The following is a 25557-nucleotide window of genomic DNA, read 5'->3' on the forward strand; positions in this document are numbered from 1 at the left end:
AGAGCCATGGCTTTTTTCATCGCCGGGCAGCGCCCCTCCCGGAGGGGCAGCGACCACACGCAGTGGGAAGCGTGGGGGCCTTTTTTCATGCCTGAGCTGCGTGTTACGCTCGCGCGCTTGAGTCAATGGAGATGTGGTCGTGAGCGAGCAGCAAGGTCCTGAAAATTCACTGAGCCAGCAGCCTTCGGCAGACGAGGCATCGGCCGATATGCGCCGAGCCCTGCTGGACGCGGGCAAGACCGAGTTTGCCAATTACGGCTATGACGGAGCGCGGCTGGAACGCATTGCCGCCAAGGCGGGCTGCGCCAAGCGCATGCTCTACTACTACTTCGGCAACAAGAAAGACGTGTACCTCGCGGTCATCGAGCAGAGCTACTCGGATATTCGCGAGTCGGAGGAGCAGCTCAATCTCGATGCGCTGGAGCCCTTGCAGGCGTTGCATGCGCTGGCGCAAAGGAGCTTCGAGTATCACGAGCAGAACCAGGAGTTCACGCGTCTGGTGCTGCAGGAGAATTTCCAGGGCGGCGAAATGCTGGGCCAGATCTCCAAGACCGAGCTGTTGCGCAAGGCGGCGCTGGAGCCGATCGAGCGCATTCTGCAGCGCGGCGTGGCGCAGGGCCTGTTCAAGGATCAACTGAGCGCGGTCGATGTCCACTATCTGATTTCGGCCCTGTCCGGCTTCCGCGTGGATCATGCCGCGACCTGGCAGAGCCTGCTGCAGGTCGATCTCTTGGGCGAGAGCTTGCGCGAGCGCCATCTGCAGCTTCTGCTCGATCAGCTCCGCGCTTTGGTGTGCAAGCCCCAGGCCCTAAAGCCTTAGTGCATTCGCATAGCCGGTCATTTCCAGGTAACCGCTGCCTACGCGGACGCTTTTGCCATCGGCGCCGATGCTGCGCAGCTCGCACAGACCCTCCCAGTAAATGGCGCCGGTGCTGGCGCGACTGTCGAGTTCCTGGTCGTCCACCAGGGCGTGAACCTCGAAACGGCCCGCCGGTGTCTGCACGCTCCAGGCCACAGGGTAGCTTGCTTTGCTGTGCGGGCTGCTCCAGTGGCGCAGCGGTTTGAACCGTACCTGATCGGCGGCAAAGATGTGCGCGCTCTGGTTCGGCGCGCGGAATGAACCACCGGCCCAGAGCGCCGATCCATTGCGGCGGCGCAGATGAAAGGCCGTGAGGGCGCTGCCGTCATCGAGATTCATGCCTATCCAGTCCCAGCCCTGAGCCTCAGGGTCCATGATGGCCGCGCTGCATTCATGGTCCAGCCAGGCGCGGTTGTGTGCGCTGGCTTGCACAGGCAGTTGCTGCCCGCCCACGGTGATGGAGCCGCCGACCTTGAGCTGAGGCTGGCTGTAGTAGTAGCTGGCCTGTTCCTCACGCGGGCCTTTACGTGAAAGACCATTCAAGCCCTGCAGCAGCAGTGGCTGAGTGCTGTCAAACTCAAGATCCAGTATGAAGTCCTGGCTGCTCAGCAGCGCTCTGTAGCGACTGGCTTCACTGGCGTTTCGTCCTGGTACGGGTCGACGCTGAAGATACCAGTCGTTGATATGCACATCGGTATCGTTTTCGCTGGCTCCGGCCAGGCCCAGTCCCGCGCGCGCCATGCGCTGGTCATGGCGCAGCTTTTGGCCCTCGACATCGCACAGGGCCGCATGGGCGAAGATCAACTGCTTGGCCGCGAGCGCCGATTGCAGGCCTTGCGCGGCTTCGATGCGCGAGCGAAAGAAAGTCAGCTGAAAGCCCCAGTGCTTGCCGCCGGCCTGCAACTGCCCGGTGATGTACCACCACTCGGTCTGCAGATCCGGGTGGCTGCCGAAGTCGCGCGGAAACTGCAAGGTTCTGGACGGCAAAGCCATGCCTGGCAGAGGCAGGCCCAGAATCGCCCAGCCCAGACCGGCAGCAGCCAGCCTCTGCAGGGACTGCCTGCGTGACAGGGCCAGCAGTGCCGGTTGTTGAGGCTGGGAGGGCGTGGGCTGAAAAGGCATGGCCCATTGTCGCCCAGCCGATCAGCGCAATGCCATGAGCTTCGAGGTGCTGCTTTGAGCTGCCTCAGCCGATATCGATCAGGGGAACGATCACCATCCAGCTGACTCCGAAGCGGTCGGTCACCACGCCAAAACGGCGCGCAAAAAACGTGGTGTCCAGCGCCATCTGTACCTTGCCGCCCTGGCCGATGGCAGCAAATATGAGGTCGGCCTCATTCTCGCTGGGCGCGGTGATGGACAGAGAAAAGCCTTTGAAATCCGGCTTGCCGCCGTTCATGCCGTCAGATGCCATGATCTGCGCCTCGCCAATCTGGACATTGGCGTGCATGATTTTTTCGGGATCCATCTGGCCCGGGCCGCAGCCTTGCTGGGTCGATGACTCGGGCTGCGGCGGAGCATCCTTGTAGCGCATCAGCATGGTGATCTCGGCCCCAAGTGCGGCCTGGTAGAAATCCAGGGCCTCTTCGCAGCGGCCATCGAAAAAGAGATAGGGCTGGACTTGCATACGAACTCCTCGCAGCGGTGAAGATTTCATTGTGCGCTGCGCAATGGCGCAATCATGTGAAAAACGCTGACAGGGGTGCAGGTATAGCTACCAGTCCTCCTTGACGGCCAGCACCGCGTCGGCACTGGCGGCCCGGCGCCCGGCCAGCCACGCGGTGATGACGCCTGCCAGCACCACGGCAGCACCCAGCGCCAGCAGGCGCAGCAGGGGCAGGCGCAACTCCATGGTCCAGTGAAAGCTCTGCGGGTTGACCACATGCACGAGGATCACGGCCACGCCCAGGCCCAGCAGCGTGCCCGCGATGGTGCCCAGCATGGTCCAGGCCAGACCCTCGGCGGCGACCACGCTCAGCACATTGCGGCGCGTCAGGCCCAGATGGGCCAGCAGTCCGAATTCCTTGCGCCTGGCCAGCACCTGGGCGCTGAAGCTGGCGGCAATGCCGAACAGGCCTATGCCTATGGCCACGGCCTGCAGCCAGTAGGTGACGGCAAAGCTGCGATCGAAAATGCGCAGGGAGCGCTCGCGCAGAGCCTGGCTGCTGACAAACTCCAGCGCAGGGGGCGATTGCCCCGGCGTGCCGAGGGCCTGCTCTATCGCCGCTTGCAGATCAGTGCCAGACAGCTGGCTTTGGGACTCCGGCCAGACGGCGATCTCGCTGATCTGCGCGGCATTGCCTGCATGACCCACCAGTGTCAGGTAGTCCTTCCAGTCCAGGGCTACGGCACCGAACTGACGCACATAGTCGCGCCACACGGATGCTATGTAAAAAGAAGCTTCCGGCGCTTGGTGGCCCTGGGTTTGAAGGCTGAAAGCCTTGGAAAGTAGCGGCCACGCATCACCGGGCTTCAGGCCATAGAGCTGGGCCACGGCTTCGCTGATGTGCACGGCAATGCCTGGGCGTGTCTCATGAATTGGACCCTCCACCCAGGGAAGCTGCATGGCCTGCTGCCCTTGAAGAGGTCGAATCAGCAGACTGATGGCCGGGCGTTCGGGGCTCAGTACCAACTGGCTGCTGCGCATGGCTTGGGCACGCGCTATGCCGGGCAACTGCTCCAGGCGCTGCGCCGCATCGGCCGGCAGCAGGGCTGCATCGACACGGCTGGAGCCGCCGGCGGCGCGCACATACATGGGGGCGGGCAATACGGCGTCCAGCCACTCCATCATGCTGCCGCGAAAGCTGGTGACCATCACCGTCAGGGCCACGGCCAGGCTCAGGCTGGCCACCACACCGCCCACGGCCACGGTGGTGGCGTGGCGCATGCGCCGCGCGCGCTCCAGCGCCAGCATGGCCAGCGGCTGGCGCGAGAAGGCCTTGGGTACCAGTCCCAGCACCGAACCCAGCAGCCAGGGCAGAGCTGATATGCCGCCCAGCAACAGCAGGCCCACTGCCATATAGGCCGCCAGCGGGATACCTGCCACAGGTGGCATAAAGGCCAGCACCAGGCTGGCTGCAAGAAGCGTCACTGCGGGCCACAGGCGCGGGGCTCTCTCATGCGTGCTGCCCAGTCCCTTGAGCGTGGCCGCTGGCGGCAAATCCATGGCGGCGCGTGCGGGCCACCAGGCTCCGGCCAGCGTGGCGGCAATGCCCAGCAGACCGAAGACCAGCGCTGCCACAGGGCTCCAGTGCAGGGCGGGCTGCACGCCGGCAAAGAAGCCGCCGCCCAGATCGCCGCCCAGCACCTGCAGCGCCAGCCAGGCCAGTGCCGTACCCAGTGCAATACCGGCCAGGCTGCCTATAAGCCCCAGCGCCAGCGCTTCCATCAACACCAGTGCCATGCGCTGGCGCGGCGTGGCGCCGAGCACGGCCAGCAGCGCAAACTGCGGCGCGCGCTGTGCCACGCTGAGCGCCAGTACCGAGAACACCAGAAACGCTCCTGTGAACAAGGCCACCAGCGCCAGCACCGTGAGGTTGACGCGGTAGGCGCGCGACATCTCGCCCACGCGCTGCTGATCGTCGCTGGGCTGCTGGATCAATACCTGGTCTTGCCAGGCCGGCAGGGCGTGCAGGGCGGTGGCCACCTGGCTGCGGCTGGCGCTGTCGGTCAGCAAAAGGTCCAGCCTGTCGATACGGTCAAACAGGCCGAGCTTCTGCTGCAGTGCGCCAATGTCCATGACTGCGACCGGTGCGCCGCTGGCGGCGACCGTGCCCGCAATGCGAAGTTGCTGGGCCTGGCCGTTGAGCAGCCATTGCATGGGGGTGTTGGCGGCTTGTTCAGGACTCAGACGCAGGGCCTGCAAGGCGGCGGCATTGAGAAATACGGCATCGGGAGCAAACAGATCGAGCCGGTTGCCGCCTTCAAACAGGCGCGGCATCAGGGCCGGGGCGACAGGTGCCAGTTTGAGGGCATCGCTGCCGAGCACGCGCAAGCTCACGCCTTGCGCTGCCCCTTGCGTGCCGCGCGTCTGCAAATCTGCAGTGCTGCCCGGCAGCAGCACCGTGGTCTCGACCCAGGGAACGGCGGTGGCGATGCCCCGGGTCTGCGCCACCTGCGGATAGAGTGCCAGCGGCAGACCGCCCTGCATGGCGTGCAGTTGCAGATCGGGCTGGCCGTTGACGCTGCGTACCGCCCTGGAAAATTCGTCCAGTGCCGACTGGTTGATCACATGGACGGCAAAGCCCAGTGCCACGCCAAGCATGATGGCAATCAGCGCCGTGGCCGTGCGCCAGGGATGCTGGCGCAGCTCCTGCCAGGAGAAGCTGCTCAGCAGCATAAGAAGCGGGGGGCGTGCAGTCACAGGCCTAGCGATGTTTGCTGCGACACCGAGAGCTCGGCCTGCATGCCGCCGGCCGTCAGCCGCAGCACGCGGTCGGCGCGTCTGGCCGCTTCTGCGGAATGGGTGACGAGCACCAGCGCCGTGCCGTTGTCGCGGGTTTGCTGCAGCAGCAAATCCATGATCTGCTGGGCTGTGGATGGGTCCAGATTGCCCGTGGGCTCATCGGCCAGCAGCAGAGGCGGCGAATGCACCAGGGCACGTGCTATGGCTACGCGCTGCAGTTGGCCGCCGCTGAGCTGCTGGGGTAGGCGCTGGCCCAGACCCGCGAGTCCCACGGCTTGCAGCACCTGCTGCACGCGCTGCTGACCTTGGCCGTCCATGCGGCCCAGCAGCATCAGCGGCAGGGCAATGTTCTGCGCCACATCGAGATGGGGCAGGACATGAAAGGCCTGGAACACAAAGCCCAGATGCGCGCGCCGCCAGATGGCGCGCCGGGCTTCATCGAGCGTGGACAGATCGGTGCCGCTGTGCAGAACCCGGCCTTGCTGCCAACTGTCCAGCCCGGCCAGGCAGTTGAGAAAGGTGGACTTGCCCACGCCGGAGTTGCCGACGATGGCGACAAACTCGCCGGCGGCGATCTCGCAGCTCACCCGCGCGAAGACCGTGGTCTGGGCCTCGCCCTCGCCATAGCGTTTGGCAAGGTCGCTGACCTGCAGCAGTGGATGGGCGTAGGGTGAGTCGGTGGCAGCCATGCAGCGATCTTAACGATGGGCGGCTGCGGTCGTGGTGCTTAGCTGGCGTCTTGCTGCGCCGCGTCAATGGCAGCCATGGCGGCATCCAGCAGTTGCTGCTGGGCGCCGGGTGCATCGCAGGCAATGGCATGGCGCTGGGGCATGGAGCGTAGCCAGGTGATCTGGCGCTTGGCCAACTGGCGTGTGGCGGCGATGCCGCGCTCGCGCAGGCCTGCCATGTCCAGCGGCTTGCCGGGATCGGCCTCCAGCGCGTCCAGCACTTCCCAGGCCTGGCGATAGCCCACGCAGCGCATCGAGGGCAGGTCCAGATGGAGATCGCCGCGTGCGCGCAGGCTGCGCACTTCGTCGAGGAAGCCCTGCTCCAGCATCAGATCAAAGCGCAGCGCAATGCGCTGGTGCAGCCAGGCTCGCTCTGCAGGCTCCAGCGAGAAAAGCGTTGCAAGTCCCATCTGTTCTGCAGGGCCCGTTTTGTTCCTAGTCGTGTGAAAGCTCGAAAGCGGTTGGCCCGAGACCTGCCAGACCTCAAGCGCGCGCTGGATGCGCTGGCTGTCGCCGGGGGCCAGGCGTGCTGCGGTGACGGGGTCCACCTGGGCCAGTCTGGCATGCATGGCGGGCCAGCCCAGTTCGGCGGCCTGCGCGTCCAGCATGGCGCGCACTTCGGGGTTGGCTGCGGGCATATCGTCCAGCCCGTCCATCAGCGCCTTGAAGTACAGCATGGTGCCGCCCACCAGCAGAGGTATGGCCTGGCGGGCGCGGATTTCGGCAACCAGGGTCTGCGTGTCGCGCACGAACTCGGCCGCGCTATAAGCCTGCAGCGGATCGATGATGTCGATGAGGTGATGCGGCACGGCAGACAGCTCGTCCCTTGTGGGCTTGGCTGTGCCTATGTCCATGCCTTTGTAGACCAGGGCCGAATCCACGCTGATGATCTCGGCCTTCTGCCCGCGTTGTGCCAGGCGCTCGGCCAGTGCCAGCGCTGCCGCAGTCTTGCCCGAGGCAGTGGGGCCGGCAATGGCGATACAGGGCAGGGTGTGGGCAGCAGTCATGGGCGAAATCCGTACAGGTCAAAGCACAAGAACCAATGACCGCCGGTCATTGGTTCTTGCTGGTTGTGAAGGATAACGCAGCCTGCCGCCTGGCGGCAGCGGTGGGGCTTAGTGCCCTGCCTAGCCCCGGCTCAGGCGTGCCGGCACATAGCGATCGGCCTGAATGTCGGGCGAGAGGCCGTGGCTGTAGATTTCGGCCGTGATGGGCAGCAATTGCTCGTTCCATTCCTCCCACTGCCTGCGCAGCCCGGCAAAGATTGCTGGCTGATGCTCCTTGAGATTGGCGCGTTCGCGGGCGTCCTCCTCCACATTGAACAAAAACTCGTTGTCGTTGATCTTGAGGTATTTCCAGGGTCCCTGGCGCACGGCACGCTGGGTCTGTGATTTGTAGCGCCAGAACAGGCTGCGCTCGGTATTGGCTGCATGGCCCTCCAGAATGGGCAGGATGTTCTGGCCGTCGCTGGGGAAGTCCGGGTGAGGTCTGGCACCTGCGGCGGCCAGCAGCGTGGGCAGCCAGTCGAAGCTGGCTGTGACCTGCTCCTGGACCTGGGGCCGGATGCGGGCGCTCCAGCGCAGCAGTGTGGGTACGCGGATGCCGCCTTCGAGCAGCTCGGTCTTCTGGCCCGTGAAGGGCCAGGTCTTGGAAAAGCGTTCGCCGCCGTTGTCGCTGGTGAAGATGACGATGGTGTTGTCGGCCTGGCCGGTGTCATCGAGCGCCTGCAGCACCTGGCCCACGGCCTTGTCCAGGGCCTCGACGATTTCGCCATATTTCTTGAGACTGCCGCCGTCGTAGTGGAACAGATCCTTGATGCTGTGCGCGACATGCTCGTCGTCGGGCCCTTCCCAGGGCCAGTGCGGCGCAGTGAAGTGCAGCGACAGGAAAAAAGGCTTGTCCTGGCCCTTGCGCTCATGCACATAGCGCGTGGCCTCATCCCCCAGGATGTAGGTGTAGTAGCCCGTGCGCTCCACGGGCTCGTTGCCTTGCCAGAGGTCGGAGCTGAACTGTTCACCCACGCCGGGCTTGTGCGTGAAGTAGTCGATGGCACCGCTGTGGTTGCCGAAGAAGTAGTCGTAGCCGCTGAGCTGCGGGCCGTAGGCGGGCGGCTTGCCCAGATGCCATTTGCCTATCAGTGCCGTGTCGTAGCCGGCTTGCTTGAGCAGCGATGGCAGCGTGGGGTGATCGGCAGGCAGGCCGAGTTGCGCACCATGGCGTGCCAGCGGCTCTTCAAGCCCGGCCTGCAGCCGGTACTGATAGCGCCCGGTGATCAGCGCAATGCGGGTGGCCGAGCAGACGGCCGAGTTGGCATAGGCCTGATTGAAGCGCACGCCCTGGGCGGCGAGGCGGTCCAGATGCGAGGTCTTGAAATCGGTAGCGCCATAGACGCCCAGGTCGGCCCAGCCCAGATCGTCGGCCAGGATGAAAACGATATTCGGTGCAGTCATGAGTAGGTCGTTTTGCTTATTCGATGGCAAAGCCGGAGTTGGTGATCACGGGACGCCACTTGGCGACTTCGGCCACGCGCAACTGCTCCAGCGCCTGTGGCGTGCGCGGGTCCGGCTGCAGGGACAGCTCGGCCCATCTGGGCTGCAGCTTGGGGTCCAGCAACGCGTGGTTGACGGCGCGGTTGACGGCGGCAATGGCTTCGGGCGAAGTTCCTTTGCGTGCCCACAGGCTGTACCAGCCGCTGCCTGTGGCCTTGGGGTAGCCGGCTTCGGCAAAGGTCGGTACATCGGGCAGCTCGCGACCGCGCTGGCTGCCGAAAGTGCCCAGAATGCGCACCTTGCCTTCCTTGTGCAGCGGAGCAAGCTCGCTGGTGGTCTGGATGGCGGAGGCCAACTGGCCGCTGATCAGATCCGTCATCATGGCCGGACCGCCCTTGTAGGGCACATGCACGATGTTGACGCCGGCAGCTTCGCCCAGCAGCAGGCCGAAGAAATGCGGCAGGCTGCCCACAGCGGGACTGCCGAAGTTGGCCTTCTCGGGGTTGGCCTTGAGCCAGGCCACATATTCCTGAATATTGCGCGCCGGGTGCCTGGCGGGGACGGCCAGGCCGAACTGGAAATGCGCGAGCAGACCCACGGGGGAGAAGTCGCGTGCAGGGTCGTAGCCGGGCTTTTTGTAGACGATCTGCGAGAGCACCGGGGTGATCAGCGGTGCGATCAGATAGGTGCTGCCGTCGCTGGGGGCGTTGAGCAGAGTCTGTGCGGCAATCTGGCCGTTGGCGCCGGGCTTGTTGTCCACCACCACATAGTGGCTCTTGCCCAGCTGTGCGGCGATGTTTTCGGCCAGCACGCGTGCCAGCAGATCGATGCCGCCGCCTGCGCCAAAGCCCACCAGAATGCGGCTGGATTGAGGAACGGCGGAGATCTCGGTGGCCTTGGCCAGAGAGTTCAAGGAGAAGCCGGCGGAGCTGGCGGCGAGCAGCGATTGCTGAAGAAAGAGGCGGCGGGAATGCATGGCTGGAGATCACAAAAGTGCGGCGCGTTGGCCAGTCCAGGCATTCTCAAAAAATCTCTATAAAAAGAAAAATAATAAAAATTGGTTTTTAAATAACCAATACATCTTATTTCAAATCATGATTTGCTGATGCCGAAACGCTGTACCAGCGTCCATGCCGTGACCGCCGTGCAAGCCGACCAGAACCAGATACCGAAGGCCAGCGGCATGGTGGAATCCGCATCCAGATTCAGTCCCAGCCAATGTCCCATGGCAAACGCCATCAGCATCATCACCAGACCGTTGATGGCCGAGGCCGTGCCCGCTGCCTGGGGGAAGGGTGCGATGGCATTGCTTTGTCCGCAGGGCATGTGAATGCCGTGGGCGATCTGGTAGAGACAGAAGGGCAGGGCATAGGCCCAGATGCTGTGCAGATCGGCCAGGGCCGCCAGGCCCATGAGGGAGCCTGCCGTCAGCGACAACACCCCCGCCACGGCCACGGTGCGCTGCACGCTCATGCTGCGCAGCAGACGGCGGCAGGCGAAGGTGCCGGCGATATAGCACAGCGCGTTGCCGCCCAGCATCAGCCCGTATTGCGTGCGCTCCATATGCAGCACGTTGATGTAGGTGAACGAAGAGGCCGCCAGATTGGTGAACAGGCCTGCATAGCTGAAGCAGGTCAGCAGGTTGTAGGCCTGGAACATGGGGTTGCGCACAATGCGCGACCAGGTGCGCAGCAGATTGCCCGCTTGCAGCGCCTGCGGGTTGCGCTGGGGAATCGACTCCCTGAAGCGCAGCACCACCAGCAGCCAGGCCAGGCAGCCCATGAAGGCCTGGGCCAGCATGGTGGAACGCCAGCCCAGCCAGCCCACGAGCAAGCTGCCACTGATGGGGGCCAGAAAAGCCAGCACGCCCAGGCCTGTCAGCGCCTTGGACATGACTTGCGCGCCCATATGCGGTGCGTAGAGATCGCGGACCACGGCACGCGCGCACATCACACCGGCGCCCAGGGCTGCGCCTTGCAGGCTGCGCCAGGCAATCAAGGCCTCCATGCTCTGGGCGCTGGCGCAGCCCAGAGCGGCGATCACATAGCCGCTGATGCCCAGCAGCAAGACCGGGCGGCGGCCCAGCCGGTCCGACAGAGGGCCCCAGAAAATCTGCGAGCAGCCAAAGGCCAGCAAAAAGCCGGTCAGTGTCAGCTGGGCCTGCGAGACATGGGCGCCGAAACCTTGCTGCAGCTGAGGCAGGGCGGGCAGATAGAGATCGGTTGCCAGCGGCTGCAGACCCAGCAGCAGCCCCAGTGTGAGAATCACAAGGACTGCAGATTCAGGAGCACTCTTCGCTTGCTCTTCAATGGATTGAGCGGGATTTTGCTTTGAGTTCAGGGCAGGCGGCGCAGACATAGCCGGACAGACTATCAGAACCTGTCCATTGGTACGTATGCTGACGAGACAGTATGTGGCGATGTCGCTCAGCGCGGATTCAGGCCGAACAGCTCATGCAGTGCCTTGCGGTATTGCACCAGGGCCCTGGACTGGGTGTTGTGGTGGCTGGCACCTTCGACCAGGATCAGGCGCTTGGGCTCGCGCGCTGCATCGAACAGCCGCTGACCCAGCCGGGCCGGAATCAGCGGGTCTGCCGTGCCGTGCACGACCAGCAGCGGCGAGCCGATGTTCGCCACGGTGTCGACGGAGTTGAAACGCTGCGTGATCAACCAGTTCACGGGCAGCCAGCCCCAGCGCATGGAGTCGAACACATCGGGAATACTGGTGAAGGTGGACTCGACCAGCACCCCGCTTTCATCCTTGACGGAGCTGGCCAGATCAATAGCAACGGCGCCGCCCAGCGAGTGGCCGAAGATATAGCGCGGCCTGCCTGCGGCCTGTCGGCCCAGCCAGTCCCAGGCGGCACGGGCATCCTCGGCGGCCGAGGCCTGCGAGGGCAGGGCCGGGCTGCTCTTGCCAAAGCCGCGGTAGTCCACGGCCAGCACCGAAAAGCCCATGGCCTGCAGGCGCCGTATGCGTGGCGAGGAGCCCGTCACATTCCAGCGCGCTCCATGCAGAAACAGCAGCAGGGGAGCGCGTGCATCGCTGGATGGCATCCAGAGGGCATGCAGCCTGGCGGCGCTGCCGTCGCGGCTGCGAAAGTCTATCCATCGCTCCTGCATGCCGGCCGTGTTGGCTCCGGGCCAGCTGCGGTCGCTGGGCTGAAAAATCCAGACTCGCTGCCTCGCATCGAGCTCGCGCATGCCCCAGCTCGCGAGCACCAGCAGCAAGGCCAGACCGAGTGCTGCCGCGATGCGGCGGGGGCTCCAGAAGCGTGAGGTCTTGGGCATGATAAGAAGAGCGACGGAAGATGGCGGCTGTCAAGTGCTGTGCAAGTATGGCTGTCTGACCTGGCCCCAGTCATCTGGAGTGCATGAATTGGCGATATTCTTGCGGGTGTTTCAAGCCGCAAATGCATAGCTGGTTACGCAGAGTTTGCGAGCGTTTGAAGCCTGTTTGAAGGATTAGTTCACTATGTCGATCTGCCTGGGCCTTGCCGCCAACAAACTCCACCACCAAACCGAGGATGCCGCGTTGTTTGCCCTGCTGCGCGCCTGCGAGGCCGGAATTCGCGAGCTCAAGCTGGGCTTTCATACCGTGGGCCGCACCTATGATGCCATCACGGCGGCCAGCATGCTCCAGGGCTACAAAGGCCTGGTGCGCTATCCCTATGGCCGCGAGGGCGGGCTCATGAGGCTGGTGGCCGAGGTGGTGGGCATGGAGGGTGACGAGCGCACTCTCGATGGCGCCATCTATCTGATGGACCCGGTGGATCCGTCGTCCATCTTCCCCGAAGCCCTGGCCTTGAAGCGCCAGTGCGTGATCCACGGCAAGCCTTTTCTTTCCACGGTCGCCTCCACGCGCGACTGGATCGAGATGGAGCGCATTCACGCCGGCCTGGCGCGCGACCGCAATGCCGACCGCTTTCACGACTATGAGAACCAGACGCTGGCGCTGATCGCCCACGATGCCATGAAGCCCACCATGCTGGACTTTGCAGCACACAACTTCGAGTTGCTCAGCCGCTACCGCCGCCGCGTGGGTACGGGCACAACGGGTCAGAAACTCAACGAAATGGCCTGGAGCAAGGGCTGGCCAGCTGACAAGCCCTGGGTGGACCGCTACAACAGTGGTCCGCTGGGCGGTGATGCGCAGATTGCCGATCTGGTTCTGGAAAAGCGCTGCCACCGCGCCATCTTCTTCGAAGACCCCCATGTGGCACGCCAGCACGAAGCCGATATTCAGTTGTTGGAGCGCGCCGTGACCACGGTCACGCACGATGCCGTCTGCAGCACCTCGCCCCAGGTGGCGCAGCGCTGGTGCGATGCGGCCGTCAAGCGCGCAGGCTGAGGCGGGGTGCTGAGCGCTACTGGCGGTTGCGGTAGCGCTTGAGCTCGGCCTGCAGCCAGCTGGCGCTGGCTTCGGCCTCCTTGCCGCTGCAGCGCACCTGGTAGGGCTTGTGGCTGATGCTGCTCTCCGTGCCTGCGCGGGCAATGAAGTCCTCGGCCGTCGCCACCCAGCCCTTTTTGAGCAGATAGTCGTATTTGCCGCGCAGATGCTCGGCGGCCTTGGCGCTGTCATGCCAGCTGCCATTGCGCTGGAACTCGCAACCCGAGGCTTTGAGGTGGCCGATCAGATACTCGATCTCCTGAGTCGCTGCCGGCGTGGGCGATGCGGCAAGGCTCAAGCTGCAGGCTGCACCTAGCAGCAAGGCGGTAACGGTGTGCTTCATGTGGGTTGATCCTACAGAAGAAGAGCCGAGCAAGGAACAAAGGCCGCAGCGATGGACTGCGGCCTTGGCTTGGTCGGTCGAAGCCGTGTGCTGCTCAAGGGGCTGGCGTGGCCAGAGGCTTGCCCTTCTCCACGACATACACGCCAATCAGCTTGACCGTGCCATTGCTGGCATTGTGTGCATCATGAATCACGCCTGCGGGAACGACAAATGTTTCGCCGGCCTTGAGCGTGCGCGGCGGCTGGCCGTCGATCAGCAGATCGACCTCGCCCTCGCTGATATAGCTGATCTCGTCGCCAGGGTGGGTGTGGCGGCCCGCGCGCGAGCCTGGGGCGACCTCCACCTTGGCCACCACGGCTTCGCGGCCTGGTACCGAAACATCGGCCTTGCCGACCATGGTCCGGGACAGGCCTCCGGTTTGGGCCGCACCCGGCTGGGGCATACCCGCCTGGGACGCAGCAGCCTGGGCCAGGGCATTCTGGCTGAACAGCATGAAGGCGCTGCTGCAAAGCAGGGTCGAAAAGCTGGCGCGGCGAATCAAGGACATGAAATTACCCCCCACGGTTTTTACAGAAACAAGTTGTGAAACCTGTCACTTTTACCGGGAAGGAGTGCGGCCATGCCATGGGGGCAGCCCTAGTCGCAGGGGCGCCGAAAACAAACCCGGGCGCGGTGATGCAAGGCCCTGCGGGCAGAAAAGCCTATGGCGCTGCAGGCCGCTGCCTTAGTTGTCGCCCGTGATCCTCGCGAACTTCACCAGCTCGGCGTATTTGTCCATGTCGGTGCGCATCACCTGGGCAAGGCTTTCATTGCCCTTGGCGGGCGGGGTTCCCGCTGCTTCCAGCTTCTGGCGGATGGCCGGATCGGCGAGACCTGTCTGTATCGCTTTTTGCAGCTTGGCCAGCACTTCCGGAGGCAGGCCCTTGGGGGCAGCCAAAGCAAACCAGCCGCTCAGGGCATAGCCCTTGAGCGCGGGGTGTTCTGCCAGCGCCGGCACCTCCTTGAGCGTGGCGATGCGGGTGGCCGTGGTGGCGCCCAGAATCCGGATCTTTCCGGACTGCGCCAGCGGGGCGGCAGCGGTTGGCGAGAGGATGGCGAAGTCTAGGTTGCCGCCGCCCAGATCGCTGGTCATGGCGGGAGAGCCCTTGTAGGGGATGTGAACCAGGTAGACACCCGCAGTCTTCTTGATCAGCTCTCCCGAAAAATGCGGCGTCGAGCCAATGCCGGGGCTGCCGTAGCTGTATTTGCCAGGGTTGGCCTTGGCCAGTTTGACGAAGTCATCCACGGTTTTGACAGGAACATGCGCACCGGCCACCCACAGATTGGGGGCCTGGGCGGTCAGGCTCACCGGGGTCAGATCCACAGCCGGATCGTACTTCTGCGCGGCATTCACAAACTTGGTGCCCGCCATTTCGTTGCTGGAGCCGGCCAGCAAGGTGTAGCCGTCGGGCTTGGCCGAGACCACGCGCTGCGCACCCACCACGCCTGCGGCACCCGGCACGTTCTCCACCACGACGGTAGCGTTCAACTGCCTGGCCAGTATGTCCCCGACCACGCGGCCGACCATGTCGACAGAGCCGCCCGGGGCATAGCCAATCACGATGCGGATGGGCTTGCTGGGATAGACATCCTGTGCCTGCACCGCGCCTGCGAACAGGCTGGTCATGGCACAGGCAATGCAAAGTCGGCGGGAAAGAGTGGCGCGGTCTGGATTCATAAGTTCCACAATTATTTGTGGTGAAGGTTGATTCAGTGATTTGTGTTGAATTGCTCAACAAAATTTAATTGATTGTCATGAGATTCAATGTGAATAGGAATCCATGAAAACCAGTGCTTCATGATTTTTAGCCGGTGCCTCGCGCCGGTACGGCTGGCTGAACCAGCTGCAGGGCGCACTGCCGAGCTTGAAAGTCCGATTTCGCTGCAGTGTTGGCTGGCGGGGGCAATCAGCCCGTTGCAGTCAATCAATGATCGACATTCCTGCTTATAGTCAGTGGCAGGGCCTGCCCAGCGCATACCATGCAACGGCGCGTTCTCCGCGGCAGCCAGCCAACCGGGCACAGATCCGGCTCACAAGCGTTTCAGTTGAATCGTCAGGGAGTCTCAGATGCAGGAACAGAACCGCGTTGCCGCCTGGCACGCGTTGGCTATCGATACCGTACTCGCTCAATTGCAATCGACTGCCGCCGGGCTGAGCTCTGGAGAGGCCCGCGAGCGCTTGCAGCAGCAAGGGCCCAATGCCCTGCCTGCTGCCGCTTCGCGCAGCATGCTGGCGCGCTTTCTGTCGCAGTTCAACAATTTGCTGATCTATGTGCTGCTGGGCTCGGCCGTGGTCACCGCCTTGCTGCAGCATTGGGTCGATACGGGGGTGATCCTCGCGGTGGTGCTGATCAATGCGGTCTTCGGATTCGTGCAGGAAGGCCGTGCCGAGAAGGCGCTGGACGCCGTGAAGGCCATGGTTTCCAGCCGCGCCAATGTGCTGCGCGACGGATTGCGCATGGCGGTGCCTGCTGAGGAGCTGGTTGCCGGCGACTGTGTGCTGCTCGAGGCTGGCGATCGCGTCCCGGCCGATCTGCGCCTGCTGCGCGCCAGCAGCCTGAAGCTGGACGAGGCCATGCTGACCGGGGAATCGGTCGCCGTCGACAAGTCGGCCGATCCGGTGGCCGCCGATGCCGCTCTCGGCGACCGCTTCTCCATGGCCTACTCCGGCACCCTGGTTGCCGCGGGGCAAGGCCTGGGCGTGGTGGTGGCCACGGGCCCGCGTACCGAGTTGGGCCTGATCAGCACCATGCTGGGTTCGGTGCAGACACTGGCCACCCCGCTGACGCGGCTGATGGACCGTTTCGCGCGCCAGCTCACCATCACCATACTGAGCCTGTCCGCGCTGATGTTCTGCTTCGCACTATGGGTGCGCGACTACGACATAGCCGACGCCTTTATCGCTGTGGTGGGCATTGCCGTATCGGCCATCCCCGAAGGCCTGCCCGTGGTCATGACCATAGCGCTGGCCATTGGCGTGCAGCGCATGGCCGCACGCTATGCCATCGTGCGCAGTCTGCCGGCGGTTGAAACACTGGGCGCCGTCTCGGTCATCTGCTCCGACAAGACCGGCACATTGACACGCAACGAAATGAGCGTGCGCGCCGTGGTGCTGCCCGGTTCCCGCTTAGACATAGAAGGCGAGGGCTATGCGCCCCAGGGGCGTTTCACCCTGGCGGGCGAGGAGATCGAGCCTGCGCTGCATCCGCAGCTGCTGCACTTCGCCACGGGCGCGGCACTTTGCAACGACGCCCATGTAAGACATGCCGAAGGTACGGCCTGGACAGTCGAAGGCGATCCCATGGAAGGCGCGCTGGTGACCCTGGCCACACGCGCCGGTCTGGATGTGGAGCGCCTGCGTCAGGACTGGCGCCGACTCGACGAGGTTCCCTTTGATGCCGTCCACCGCTACATGGCCACTCTGCACCGCCCAGTTGATGCTCCAGCCGTGGTTTTCGTCAAAGGGGCTCCGGAGCAGGTTCTTGCCATGTGCCGCGACCAGCAGGGCGCTGAAGGCGTGCAGGCGCTGGATGCAGCCTATTGGCTGGAGCAGGTCGATGTCCTGGCGGCCAAAGGCTATCGCGTGCTGGGTCTGGCCAGCTTCGCACCCGAGGATGCCAAGGACAGGGTGGACATGGCCGACGTCAAGGATCTGACCCTGCTTGGCGTGCTGGGCATGATAGATCCGCCGCGAGAATCGGCAAAGGAGGCCGTGCGCGAATGCCGCAGCGCCGGCATTGCCGTGAAGATGATCACCGGCGACCATGCGGCCACCGCTGCCGCCATCGCCAGGGAACTGGCGCTGGCCGACATCATCCGAGTCACTTCAGGCCATGAGCTGGACGGGCTCAACGATGCCCAGCTGATCGACGTGGCCAGAGCCTCCACGGTATTTGCCCGTACCAGTCCGGAACACAAGCTGCGCCTGGTGCAGGCCCTGCAGGCAGATCGCAGCGTCATCGCCATGACTGGTGACGGCGTCAACGACGCACCGGCACTCAAGCGTGCAGACATCGGTGTGGCCATGGGCATCACCGGCACGGCTGCCGCCAAGGAGGCCGCAGGCATGGTGCTGGCCGACGACAACTTCGCCACCATCGTCGCCGCCGTCAAGGAAGGGCGCACCGTCTACGAAAACCTGCGCAAGGTCATTGCCTGGACCTTGCCGACCAACGGCGGTCAGGCGATTGTCATCGTCGCGGCGATTCTGCTGGGCCTGTCCCTGCCCGTCACTCCGGTGCAGATTCTCTGGGTCAATCTGGTCACCGCCGTGGCCCTGGGCCTGACGCTGGCCTTCGAGCCGCCCGAGCCCACGCTGATGCAGCGCAAGCCGCGCTCGCCGGACGAGCAACTGCTGCAGCCCTATCTGCTGTGGCGCGTCGCCCTGGTCTCGGTGCTGTTCGCGCTGGGCTGCTTCGGCATGTTCGAGTGGTCGCTGCGCCGCGGTGACTCGGTCGAACTGGCTCGCACCATCGTGGTCAATGCGCTGGTGATCATGGAGATCTTCTATCTGTTCAGCGTGCGCTACACGCAGGGAACCTCGCTGAGCCTGCGCGGCGTCCTGGGCACCCCGGCAGTGCTGCTGGGCGTGGCCGGCGTCACCCTGGTGCAACTGCTGTTCACCTACACCCCGCCCATGCAGGCGCTGTTCGACAGCCGTCCTGTCGACCTGGCGGCCGGACTGCTGGCGATAGGGCTGGGTGTTGCCCTGCTGCTGTTGCTGGAGGTCGAGAAGCTCTTGATACGCTGGATGAGGCTGGGCGTGCGGGCCTAGAGCGCTGTGCACGCAAGGCATTCAAGCAGCCGTTTCATCGCCTGGCCGAGGGCATGAAAAAAGGCCCCGAAGGGCCTTTCTTGCGAGTGACGAGCGCCTGACGCTCAGATCACGCCTTGTGCCAGCATGGCGTCGGCCACCTTCACAAAGCCGGCGATGTTGGCGCCGTCGATGTAGCTGATGGTGCCGTCTTCGCGCTTGCCGTGCTTCACGCAAGCAGCGTGGATGCTTTGCATGATTTGCAGCAGACGGGCGTCCACTTCCTCAGCGGGCCAGGACAGGCGGGCCGAGTTTTGCGACATCTCCAGACCCGAAGTGGCCACGCCACCGGCGTTGGATGCCTTGCCGGGTGCGTACAGCACGCCGGCAGCTTCGAAGGCGCGGGCGGCTTCGTTGGTGGAGGGCATGTTGGCGCCTTCAGCCACGCACAGCACGCCGTTGGCGATCAGGGTCTTGGCATCGGCTTCGTTCAGTTCATTCTGAGTGGCGCAAGGCAGGGCCACGTCCACCTTGATGGACCAGGGGCTCTTGCCGGCCAGGAATTCCACGCCGGAAACCAGCTTGGCGTAGTCGCTGACGCGGCCGTACTTGTGGTTCTTCACGTCCATCAGGATGGCCAGCTTTTCGGTGGTGAAACCTGCAGCGTCGTACACGGTGCCCGAGGAGTCGGACACGGTCACGACCTTGGCGCCCAGTTCCATGGCCTTTTCCACGGCGTACTGAGCCACATTGCCCGAACCGGACACGGACACGGTCTTGCCTTCAAAGGACTGGCCGCGAGTGGCCAGCATTTCACGGGCGAAGTAGACGGTGCCGTAGCCGGTGGCTTCGGGGCGGATCAGCGAGCCGCCGAAGGACAGGCCCTTGCCCGTGAACACGGAAGCCGCAGTGTTCGACAGCTTCTTGTACATGCCGGCCATGTAGCCCACTTCACGGCCGCCCACGCCGATGTCGCCTGCGGGCACATCGGTGTCGGGACCCACGTGGCGGAACAGCTCGGACACGAAAGCCTGGCAGAAGCGCATGACTTCGGCAGGGCTCTTGCCCTTGGGGTCGAAGTCGGAGCCGCCCTTGCCGCCGCCCATGGGCAGCGTGGTCAGTGCGTTCTTGAAGGTCTGCTCGAAAGCCAGGAACTTCAGCACGGACTGGTTGACCGAGGGGTGGAAGCGCAGACCGCCCTTGAAGGGGCCGATGGCCATGCTGTGCTGGATGCGGAAGCCGCGGTTCACCTGCACCTGGCCCTTGTCGTCAGTCCAGCTCACGCGGAACTGGATGATGCGCTCGGGCTCGACCAGGCGCTCCAGCAGGGCGTGCTCGGCGTACTTGGGATTCTTCTCGATGAAGGGCCACAGGCTTTCCATCACTTCGGTGACGGCTTGCAGGAATTCGGGCTGACCGGGGTTGCGTTGTGCCACTTCTTCCAGGAATTGGCCTACGGACTCGTACTTCATAGAGAACTTTCTGACAGGGACAGAGGAATGCGCTGAAACTCGCGAAACCAAAATTATGCCAAAAAGTTATGCCGTCATGCATGGATTCGGTGCATGAGAGCGCAATTCTGGTGCGCTCATGCCCGAATTTGGAACATTGCTGCCGTATTTATTCTTAGTTTTCAGGCACTTGGATGGTGCATTTGAAGTAAAGGATTTTTCATTCCGGTGTCGTAAAAACATTTTTGCGGTCTGTCGCACAAGTGTTTTCGTTGCGTGACGGCCGGCCTCATGCGTTCGCCCTGTCTTATCTGTGTTAGCACCACTGTGGTGCATGTGATTTCAGGCACGTAATCTGCAGTTGTGAAATTGTTTTTTCATCACGGCAGTCACATGAGCCTGGGGATGGCCTCTTTCACCAAGCATCGGGGCTGGGTAAACATGGATTTGAAAAAAATTTTTCATAAATTTAAATATGAAAAATTAATTTCAAACTCGGATTACCGGCCCAGCGCCTGGGCGGTCATTAGCACATAGGAGGTGGATATGGCAGGTGAGATCCCCGTGACGCCCTCGGCGTCAGGCAAAGCCAGTGCGGCGCAGATGCAGCAACTGGAAAATGCGCTCAACCAGATCGGCGTGACGCGCTCGCACAAAAGCATCATCTTTCTGGTGGTCTGCGGCGTGCTCTTCGATGTGTTCGAACAGAACGCGGTCGGCCTGGTCGGCCCCCTGCTGCGCCAGCAATGGGGGCTGGATGCGACGGACATTGCCTTTCTCAACACCATCACTTTCTTTGCCGCCGCCATGGGGCGCCTGCTTTCGGGCTACCTGGCCGATCGCATGGGACGGCGCTTCATGCTCAATGTGAACCTGGCGCTGTTCACGCTGGGGGCCGTCGGCTGCGCACTGGCACCCGATTACGCTTTCCTGGCCGTGGCGCGTGCCATCGTGGGCTTTGGTCTGGGTGGAGAAATCACCACGGCCGTGACCATGCTGGCGGAGTTCTGCTCGGCCCGCTTTCGCGGCACGGCAGTCGGTCTCATCAATGTGGGCGGCGGCGGTCTGGGCAATATGCTGGCGCCGGCATTTGCGCTGGGCGTGTTCACGCTGTTCCCGGGCGATGATTCCTGGCGCTGGCTGTTCGGTTGCCTGGTCATGCCGGCCATCTTCATCGTGTTCTACCGCCGCTTCGTGCCGGAGACGCCGCGCTTTCTGCTCTCCAAGGGACGGGTCGAGGAAGCCAATCAGGTGCTGAGCATGCTGGCGGCCGGCAAGCTGGCCAATGCGCAGTACGAGCTGCGCGAGTTCATCACCCCAGGCAGCACCCAGGCGCAGACGGCTGCCGCTCAGACCGTGCAGCGCAGCTCCTTCACCGACATCTTCAGGGGCGGCTATGCGCGGCGCACGATTGCCGTGGGCGTGGCTTCGTGGATGACGTTTGGCGCGCAGCTCTCGGTGCTCACGCTGATGCCGACGATTCTGGTAGCCCAGGGCTATTCCATCACCAAGAGCTTCAGCTTCACCATCGTCATGCAGATGGGCAGTCTGCTTGGGGCGATCGCGGCATCGACCATGGGCTATTACTTTCCGCGCAAGCGGGTGCTGACGGTAGGGGCGATTGCCGCCTGTCTGGCGGGGCTGGCGTTCGGCAACTTCACCGATAGCGTGGCCATGATCCTGGTCTGCGGTGCGCTGTTCCAGTTCTGCGTGCTGACGCTCAACACCTCCATCTGGATCTTTGCGCCCGAGCTCTACCCCACGCGCATCCGGGCGCTGGGAACCTCCTTCCTGCTGGCGCTGGGTACGATTGGCGGCGCCATGTCCCAGGTGCTGGCGGGCAAGATGTTCGACCTGCACGGCGTCTCCGGAATGTTCGGCATGATCGCGGCCATGTATTTCATCTTTGCGATTGCCGTTCAGTTTGCCCCCGAGACCTTTGGCCGCTCCATCGAGGAAGGCACGGGCGGCGAATCCCATGCCGAGCAGGAGTCTGCCGCTGCAGGCGTGGTCGCTGCTGGCCAGGAGCGCACGGCATGAAGGCTGGCATGCATATTCTGCTGGTCAACCCCAATACCTCGCAGCAGACCACGGCGCTGATGCTCAGACAGGCGCGGGCCTGTCTGCCGCCCGGCGTGCTGCTGCACGGCGCGACGGCCGGGCGGGGTGCGGCCATGATTACCGACGAGGCGGGACTGAAGATCGCCGAGCAGGAGGTGCTGCGGCTGGGCCTGGGCTTTGCCCAGGGCGATGACAGCCAGGCCGGCCGGGCCATCATCGTGGCCGCTTTCGGCAATCCGGGGCTGGAGCTGCTGCGTGCGGCCCTGCCGGAGCGGGTTGCCGCCTTCGGCATAGGCGAAGCCGCCATGCTGCAGGCCGCTCGGGATGAGCAGGGCCGCCCGCGCCGCTTTGGCATTGCGACGACCACGCCGGGGCTGGAGGCTTCGATTGCCGCCTCGGTCGAGGCGCTGGGCCTGACGCCCTGGTTCTGCGGCACCCGCATTGCCCAGGGCGAGCCGCTGGTGCTGGCTGCAGATCCGGCCTTGCAGTGCGAGCGCCTGGGCGATGCCGTGGCCCAATGCGTGCAGCGCGATGGCGCACAGGCCGTGGTGATCGGCGGCGGCCCGTTGTCCGAAGCCGCGCTGTGGCTGGCGCCGCGCTTTGAGGTGCCGGTGCTGTCGCCCGTGGTGGCCGCGATGCAGGCGGCGCTGGCCGGCCTGTCGTTCGCCGTCGCTAGCTGATTGCTATTGATTCAAGAGCTTATACCGCCAGTCATTCATGTTTTTCAGATTGAAAAATATCTGAAGTCTATGAATAACAAGCGCAACAAGCTTTTGATTTCATAGCATCTCGTCCAGCGCATCGTGGCTGGTCTCGATGGCCGCCATATGTCTGCGCCCCGGCTGCCCGCTTTGCTGCAAGGTGGCCGTGGCAATCAGGTGACAGAGCATGAAAAGCGCCGTGTGATTGTCCAGCGGTCCCGGCGCCGAGGTCTGCACGCGCAGCAGCCAGTCCGCCTCGGGGGCCGGGCTGGCATGGTCGGTGATGCAGATCAGGCGGGCACCCAGCAGCCTGGCCTGGCGCGCGAACTCGCTGACCACGCGCACGCTGCGGCGCAGGGCAAAGATCACCACAACATCGTTTTCGCCGATCTGGGCCGCGTATTCGCCCAGGGTCTCGCCGGCGCCGGGAATGACCTGGCTGGGCATCTCCAGTGCCTGCAGCAGCTGCCAGCGCAGATAGGCGGCAAAGTTGCGGTTCTGGCGATAGCCGACAAAGAACAGCTGGCGCGCGCCGATCAGGGTCAGGGCGATGTCCTCCAGCTGCTGTGCCGAGATCTGTCCTATGGTGACAGCCAGATTCTCCGAGGCCTGGCGCAGATGGGTGGCAATCACATCCGCCGTGGGCCGGCCCTGGGCCGATGCGGCAGCCAGAAACAGTGGTGAGCCGTTATCGCCCTGGGCGCGGGCATGGCGGCGTGCATCCTCGTAGCCCTCATAGCCCAGCCGCTGTATGAAGCGTGTGACCGTGGCATTCGAGACCCCCGTGAGCTTGGCCATCTCGGCCGCCGCATAGCTCGACAGATTGCCGGGAAAATCCAGCAGGAATTCAGCCAGCCGCCGCTCCGAGGGCGGCAGCTGCGGCAGGGCCGCACGCACGCGGGCGATGAAGGAATGGGCTTCGGCGGGTTCCGGGGTGGAGGGACTGGGGTTCATGACGGCGGATGGCAGGCGGGCCCGCTGATCTGCCGGCCCGCTGTTTTGGTCGATATTGGCAATGTAGCGGCTATTTGGCGGCCATTGCCGAGCTGCCGTCAGCGCCCGCGTAGAAACAGCGCATCCAGCTCCTTCATGCTGAGCTGACGCCAGGTGGGGCGGCCATGGTTGCACTGGTCGGAGCGCTCGGTCACCTCCATCTGGCGCAGCAGTGCATTCATCTCGTCCAGCGTGAGCTTGCGGTTGGCGCGCACCGCGCCGTGGCAGGCCATGGTGGCCAGAATCTCGTTGCGCGCGCGCTGCACCACGGTGCTTGCGTCATGCTGGGCCAGTTCGGCCAGCACGCTGCGCGCCAGCTCCACGGCATCGCCCTGGGCCAGCGTGGCCGGCACGGCGCGCACGGCCAGGGTCTTGGGCGAGAAGGGCGAGACTTCCATGCCCAGGGTCAGCAAGGTCTCTGCATGGGCCTCGGCCGTGGCGACTTCCTCGGGCGTTGCGGCAAAGGTGGCGGGAATCAGCAGCGGCTGGCTGGGAATCTGCTGGTCGCCATTTTCCGTATTCACGGCATTCTTGAGCTGCTCGTAGACGATGCGCTCATGGGCGGCATGCATGTCCACGATGACCATGCCCTGGCTGTTCTCGGCCAGGATATAGACGCCATGCAGCTGGGCCACGGCCCGGCCTAGCGGCCAGACGGGGGTGTTGTCTGCCGCAGCCGTTACGGGTGGTTGCGCTGCTGGCGCTGCGGCATGTTCGGCAGTGTGCGTGGCAGCAGCAGGTTCGACCGGGGCTGCAGCTGCAGCATTGGCAACGATCTCCGTAGCGGCTGGTGCTTCCTGCATCTGGGGTGCAGGCGCTTTTCGCTGAAAGTAGCTGGACTGGCCCGAAGGGCGCAGCCTGATACCTTCGTCCTCGGGCTGAGGCACGGGGCTTGGCATGGCCGTGGTGTTGGTGATCGTGGTCGCGCCGGTGGCCGATTCAGGCGTCGCGGGCGTGGCGTTCGCTGGGGCTGGTGCCGCAGTCGCCATCTGGGGCGCGGGTGCGGCTTCCGCAGTGGCTTCACGCATGGGCTCCCAGAGCTTGGCCAGATCGCGCACGGGGTTGCCGATGGCGGGTTCGCCAAAGCTCATGCGGGTTTGCGGCCAGGCCGGGGTTGCGGCTGGCTTGGTCGCGGCCTTGGCCGCGACAGGCGTGGCAGTGCTGTCGTCGATCAGGCCGGGCTGGCGTGCGGCTTCCTGGGCCGCCGCCTCGACCACGGCTGCGGCGCGCGGCGTGGCCAGCGCGTTCTCGATCGCGTGGCGCACCGCCTGGTGGACTTCGCGGCTGTCGCGAAAACGCACCTCGATCTTGGTGGGGTGCACGTTCACATCCACACGCGCGGGGTCGATCTCTATGTAGAGCGCGTAGACCGGCTGCTTGTTGCCGTGCAGCACGTCCTCGTAGGCTGCACGGGCCGCATGTGTCAATACCTTGTCGCGCACAAAGCGGCCGTTGACATAGCAGAACTGCTGGTCGGGACGCGAGCGCGCCGCGTCCGGGATGCCGGCGCGGCCCGTGACATGGACGGGGCCGGCCCAGTGATCGACGGCGACCGAGTTGTCGACAAATTTGTCGTTCAGCACATCGGCCAGGCGGCGCGACAAGGCTTCGTCGGGCGTGCTGCCGGCAGCGCGCCATTGCTCGACGAGCTTGCCTTCATGCCAGATGGCAAAGCCCACATCGGGGCGAGCCAGTGCATGGCGACGCACGGACTCTATGCAATGCGCGAGCTCGGTGGCATCGGTCTTGAGGAATTTGCGACGCGCGGGCGTGGAGAAGAACAACTCCTTGACCTCTACGGTCGTGCCCTGGTTGCGTGCGGCGGGGCGCAGCTCGCCGCTGCGTGCATCCAGCAGATAGGCCGAGTCCTGACCTGCGGGGCGCGAGAAGATGGAGGTTTCCGATACCGAGGCAATTGCGGCCAGTGCCTCGCCGCGAAAGCCCATGGTGGCCACGGTTTCCAGATCGTGCAGATCGCTGATCTTGCTGGTGGCATGGCGGCGCAGGGCCACGGGCAGCTCGTCGCGCGGGATGCCGCAGCCGTCGTCTTCCACCGCGATCAGGCGCACACCGCCGGCCAGCAGGCGCACGGTGATCTGGGCTGCGCCCGAGTCCAGAGCGTTGTCCACCAGTTCGCGCACCACGGAGGCGGGGCGCTCGACCACCTCGCCGGCAGCGATCTGGCTGATCAGCTCGTCGGGCAGGTCGCGAATCGGCCGGCGCACGGGGGCAGCCTGGTCGGCGGTTTCGGTAGGGGAGGGGGAGAGTTCGGGGCTGGTTGCGTTCACGGCAACCATTCTAGGCGGCTGTACAAACCGGCCGGGAAGTGAGTTTTTTGAAGGGCGA

Annotated in this window: 20 protein-coding genes; 5 read left to right on the forward strand and 15 right to left on the reverse strand. The window is 64.2% G+C overall.

Annotated elements, in window-relative coordinates; all coding sequences use genetic code 11:
- Positions 1-139 precede the first annotated feature (139 nt).
- Complete coding sequence (locus tag FSY45_RS10300; protein WP_012837325.1) at positions 140-820, forward strand: TetR/AcrR family transcriptional regulator; 681 nt, start codon at positions 140-142, stop codon at positions 818-820.
- On the opposite strand, the gene FSY45_RS10305 is transcribed toward FSY45_RS10300, so the two are convergent.
- The 9 genes from FSY45_RS10305 to FSY45_RS10345 form a co-directional block, all read right to left on the reverse strand.
- A complete protein-coding gene (locus FSY45_RS10305; protein ID WP_046461245.1) occupies positions 809-1981 on the reverse strand; it encodes a lipocalin-like domain-containing protein in 1173 nt (390 codons plus the stop codon). The two genes, FSY45_RS10300 and FSY45_RS10305, sit on opposite strands and share 12 nt — an antisense overlap.
- Before the next feature lie 64 nt (positions 1982-2045).
- Positions 2046-2486: a VOC family protein gene (locus tag FSY45_RS10310; protein ID WP_046461246.1), complete on the reverse strand. Its 441-nt coding sequence runs from the start codon at positions 2484-2486 to the stop codon at positions 2046-2048.
- Between the two features lie 87 nt (positions 2487-2573).
- Complete coding sequence (locus FSY45_RS10315; protein WP_046461247.1) at positions 2574-5198, reverse strand: FtsX-like permease family protein; 2625 nt, start codon at positions 5196-5198, stop codon at positions 2574-2576.
- Positions 5199-5218: 20 nt separating this feature from the next.
- Positions 5219-5953: an ABC transporter ATP-binding protein gene (locus FSY45_RS10320; protein WP_046461248.1), complete on the reverse strand. Its 735-nt coding sequence runs from the start codon at positions 5951-5953 to the stop codon at positions 5219-5221.
- A gap of 38 nt (positions 5954-5991) precedes the next feature.
- On the reverse strand, positions 5992-6999 hold the full coding sequence (gene miaA, locus FSY45_RS10325; protein ID WP_046461249.1) for a tRNA (adenosine(37)-N6)-dimethylallyltransferase MiaA: 1008 nt from the start codon (positions 6997-6999) through the stop codon (positions 5992-5994).
- Between the two features lie 120 nt (positions 7000-7119).
- On the reverse strand, positions 7120-8442 hold the full coding sequence (locus tag FSY45_RS10330) for a sulfatase (protein WP_046461250.1): 1323 nt from the start codon (positions 8440-8442) through the stop codon (positions 7120-7122).
- A 16-nt stretch (positions 8443-8458) separates the two neighbouring features.
- Positions 8459-9457, reverse strand: coding sequence for a tripartite tricarboxylate transporter substrate-binding protein (locus FSY45_RS10335; protein WP_046461251.1), 999 nt, complete (start codon positions 9455-9457; stop codon positions 8459-8461).
- Between the two features lie 116 nt (positions 9458-9573).
- Positions 9574-10749, reverse strand: a complete 1176-nt coding sequence (locus FSY45_RS10340; protein ID WP_080944441.1) for a multidrug effflux MFS transporter — start codon at positions 10747-10749, stop codon at positions 9574-9576.
- Between the two features lie 158 nt (positions 10750-10907).
- Positions 10908-11771, reverse strand: a complete 864-nt coding sequence (locus FSY45_RS10345; protein ID WP_046461252.1) for an alpha/beta hydrolase — start codon at positions 11769-11771, stop codon at positions 10908-10910.
- Between the two features lie 184 nt (positions 11772-11955).
- On the opposite strand from FSY45_RS10345, the gene FSY45_RS10350 reads away from it, so the two are divergent.
- Complete coding sequence (locus tag FSY45_RS10350) at positions 11956-12831, forward strand: methylglyoxal synthase (RefSeq protein ID WP_012837335.1); 876 nt, start codon at positions 11956-11958, stop codon at positions 12829-12831.
- Positions 12832-12847: 16 nt separating this feature from the next.
- Here FSY45_RS10350 and FSY45_RS10355 read toward each other — a convergent pair whose 3' ends face one another.
- From FSY45_RS10355 to FSY45_RS10365, 3 genes are all read right to left on the reverse strand, one after another.
- Positions 12848-13213 carry a DUF5329 domain-containing protein gene (locus FSY45_RS10355; RefSeq protein ID WP_046461253.1) on the reverse strand — a complete coding sequence of 122 codons (366 nt, stop codon included), beginning with the start codon at positions 13211-13213 and terminating at the stop codon, positions 12848-12850.
- Between the two features lie 94 nt (positions 13214-13307).
- The gene (locus FSY45_RS10360; protein ID WP_080944442.1) at positions 13308-13760 is read right to left on the reverse strand and encodes a cupin domain-containing protein; all 453 of its coding nucleotides are present in this window, start codon (positions 13758-13760) and stop codon (positions 13308-13310) included.
- 177 nt (positions 13761-13937) lie between these two features.
- On the reverse strand, positions 13938-14879 hold the full coding sequence (locus FSY45_RS10365) for a tripartite tricarboxylate transporter substrate binding protein (RefSeq protein WP_080771282.1): 942 nt from the start codon (positions 14877-14879) through the stop codon (positions 13938-13940).
- Between the two features lie 441 nt (positions 14880-15320).
- On the opposite strand from FSY45_RS10365, the gene FSY45_RS10370 reads away from it, so the two are divergent.
- Entirely contained in the window at positions 15321-18026 is a 2706-nt protein-coding gene (locus FSY45_RS10370) for an HAD-IC family P-type ATPase (protein WP_046461254.1), read from the forward strand.
- 104 nt (positions 18027-18130) lie between these two features.
- On the opposite strand, the gene gdhA is transcribed toward FSY45_RS10370, so the two are convergent.
- A complete protein-coding gene (gdhA, locus tag FSY45_RS10375; RefSeq protein WP_003064453.1) occupies positions 18131-19477 on the reverse strand; it encodes an NADP-specific glutamate dehydrogenase in 1347 nt (448 codons plus the stop codon).
- 525 nt (positions 19478-20002) lie between these two features.
- Here gdhA and FSY45_RS10380 point away from each other — a divergent pair.
- Both FSY45_RS10380 and FSY45_RS10385 read left to right on the forward strand, forming a co-directional pair.
- Positions 20003-21496, forward strand: a complete 1494-nt coding sequence (locus FSY45_RS10380; RefSeq protein WP_046461255.1) for an MFS transporter — start codon at positions 20003-20005, stop codon at positions 21494-21496.
- On the forward strand, positions 21493-22197 hold the full coding sequence (locus tag FSY45_RS10385) for an aspartate/glutamate racemase family protein (protein WP_046461256.1): 705 nt from the start codon (positions 21493-21495) through the stop codon (positions 22195-22197). The genes FSY45_RS10380 and FSY45_RS10385 overlap by 4 nt, the downstream gene beginning before the upstream one ends.
- A 99-nt stretch (positions 22198-22296) precedes the next feature.
- Here FSY45_RS10385 and FSY45_RS10390 read toward each other — a convergent pair whose 3' ends face one another.
- A complete protein-coding gene (locus FSY45_RS10390; RefSeq protein ID WP_046461257.1) occupies positions 22297-23172 on the reverse strand; it encodes a MurR/RpiR family transcriptional regulator in 876 nt (291 codons plus the stop codon).
- Between the two features lie 98 nt (positions 23173-23270).
- Complete coding sequence (mutL, locus tag FSY45_RS10395; protein WP_080944443.1) at positions 23271-25508, reverse strand: DNA mismatch repair endonuclease MutL; 2238 nt, start codon at positions 25506-25508, stop codon at positions 23271-23273.
- Positions 25509-25557 lie beyond the last annotated feature (49 nt).

It is taken from the genome of Comamonas sp. Z1 (assembly GCF_008121555.1).
Taxonomy (GTDB): Bacteria; Pseudomonadota; Gammaproteobacteria; order Burkholderiales; family Burkholderiaceae_C; genus Comamonas; species Comamonas thiooxydans.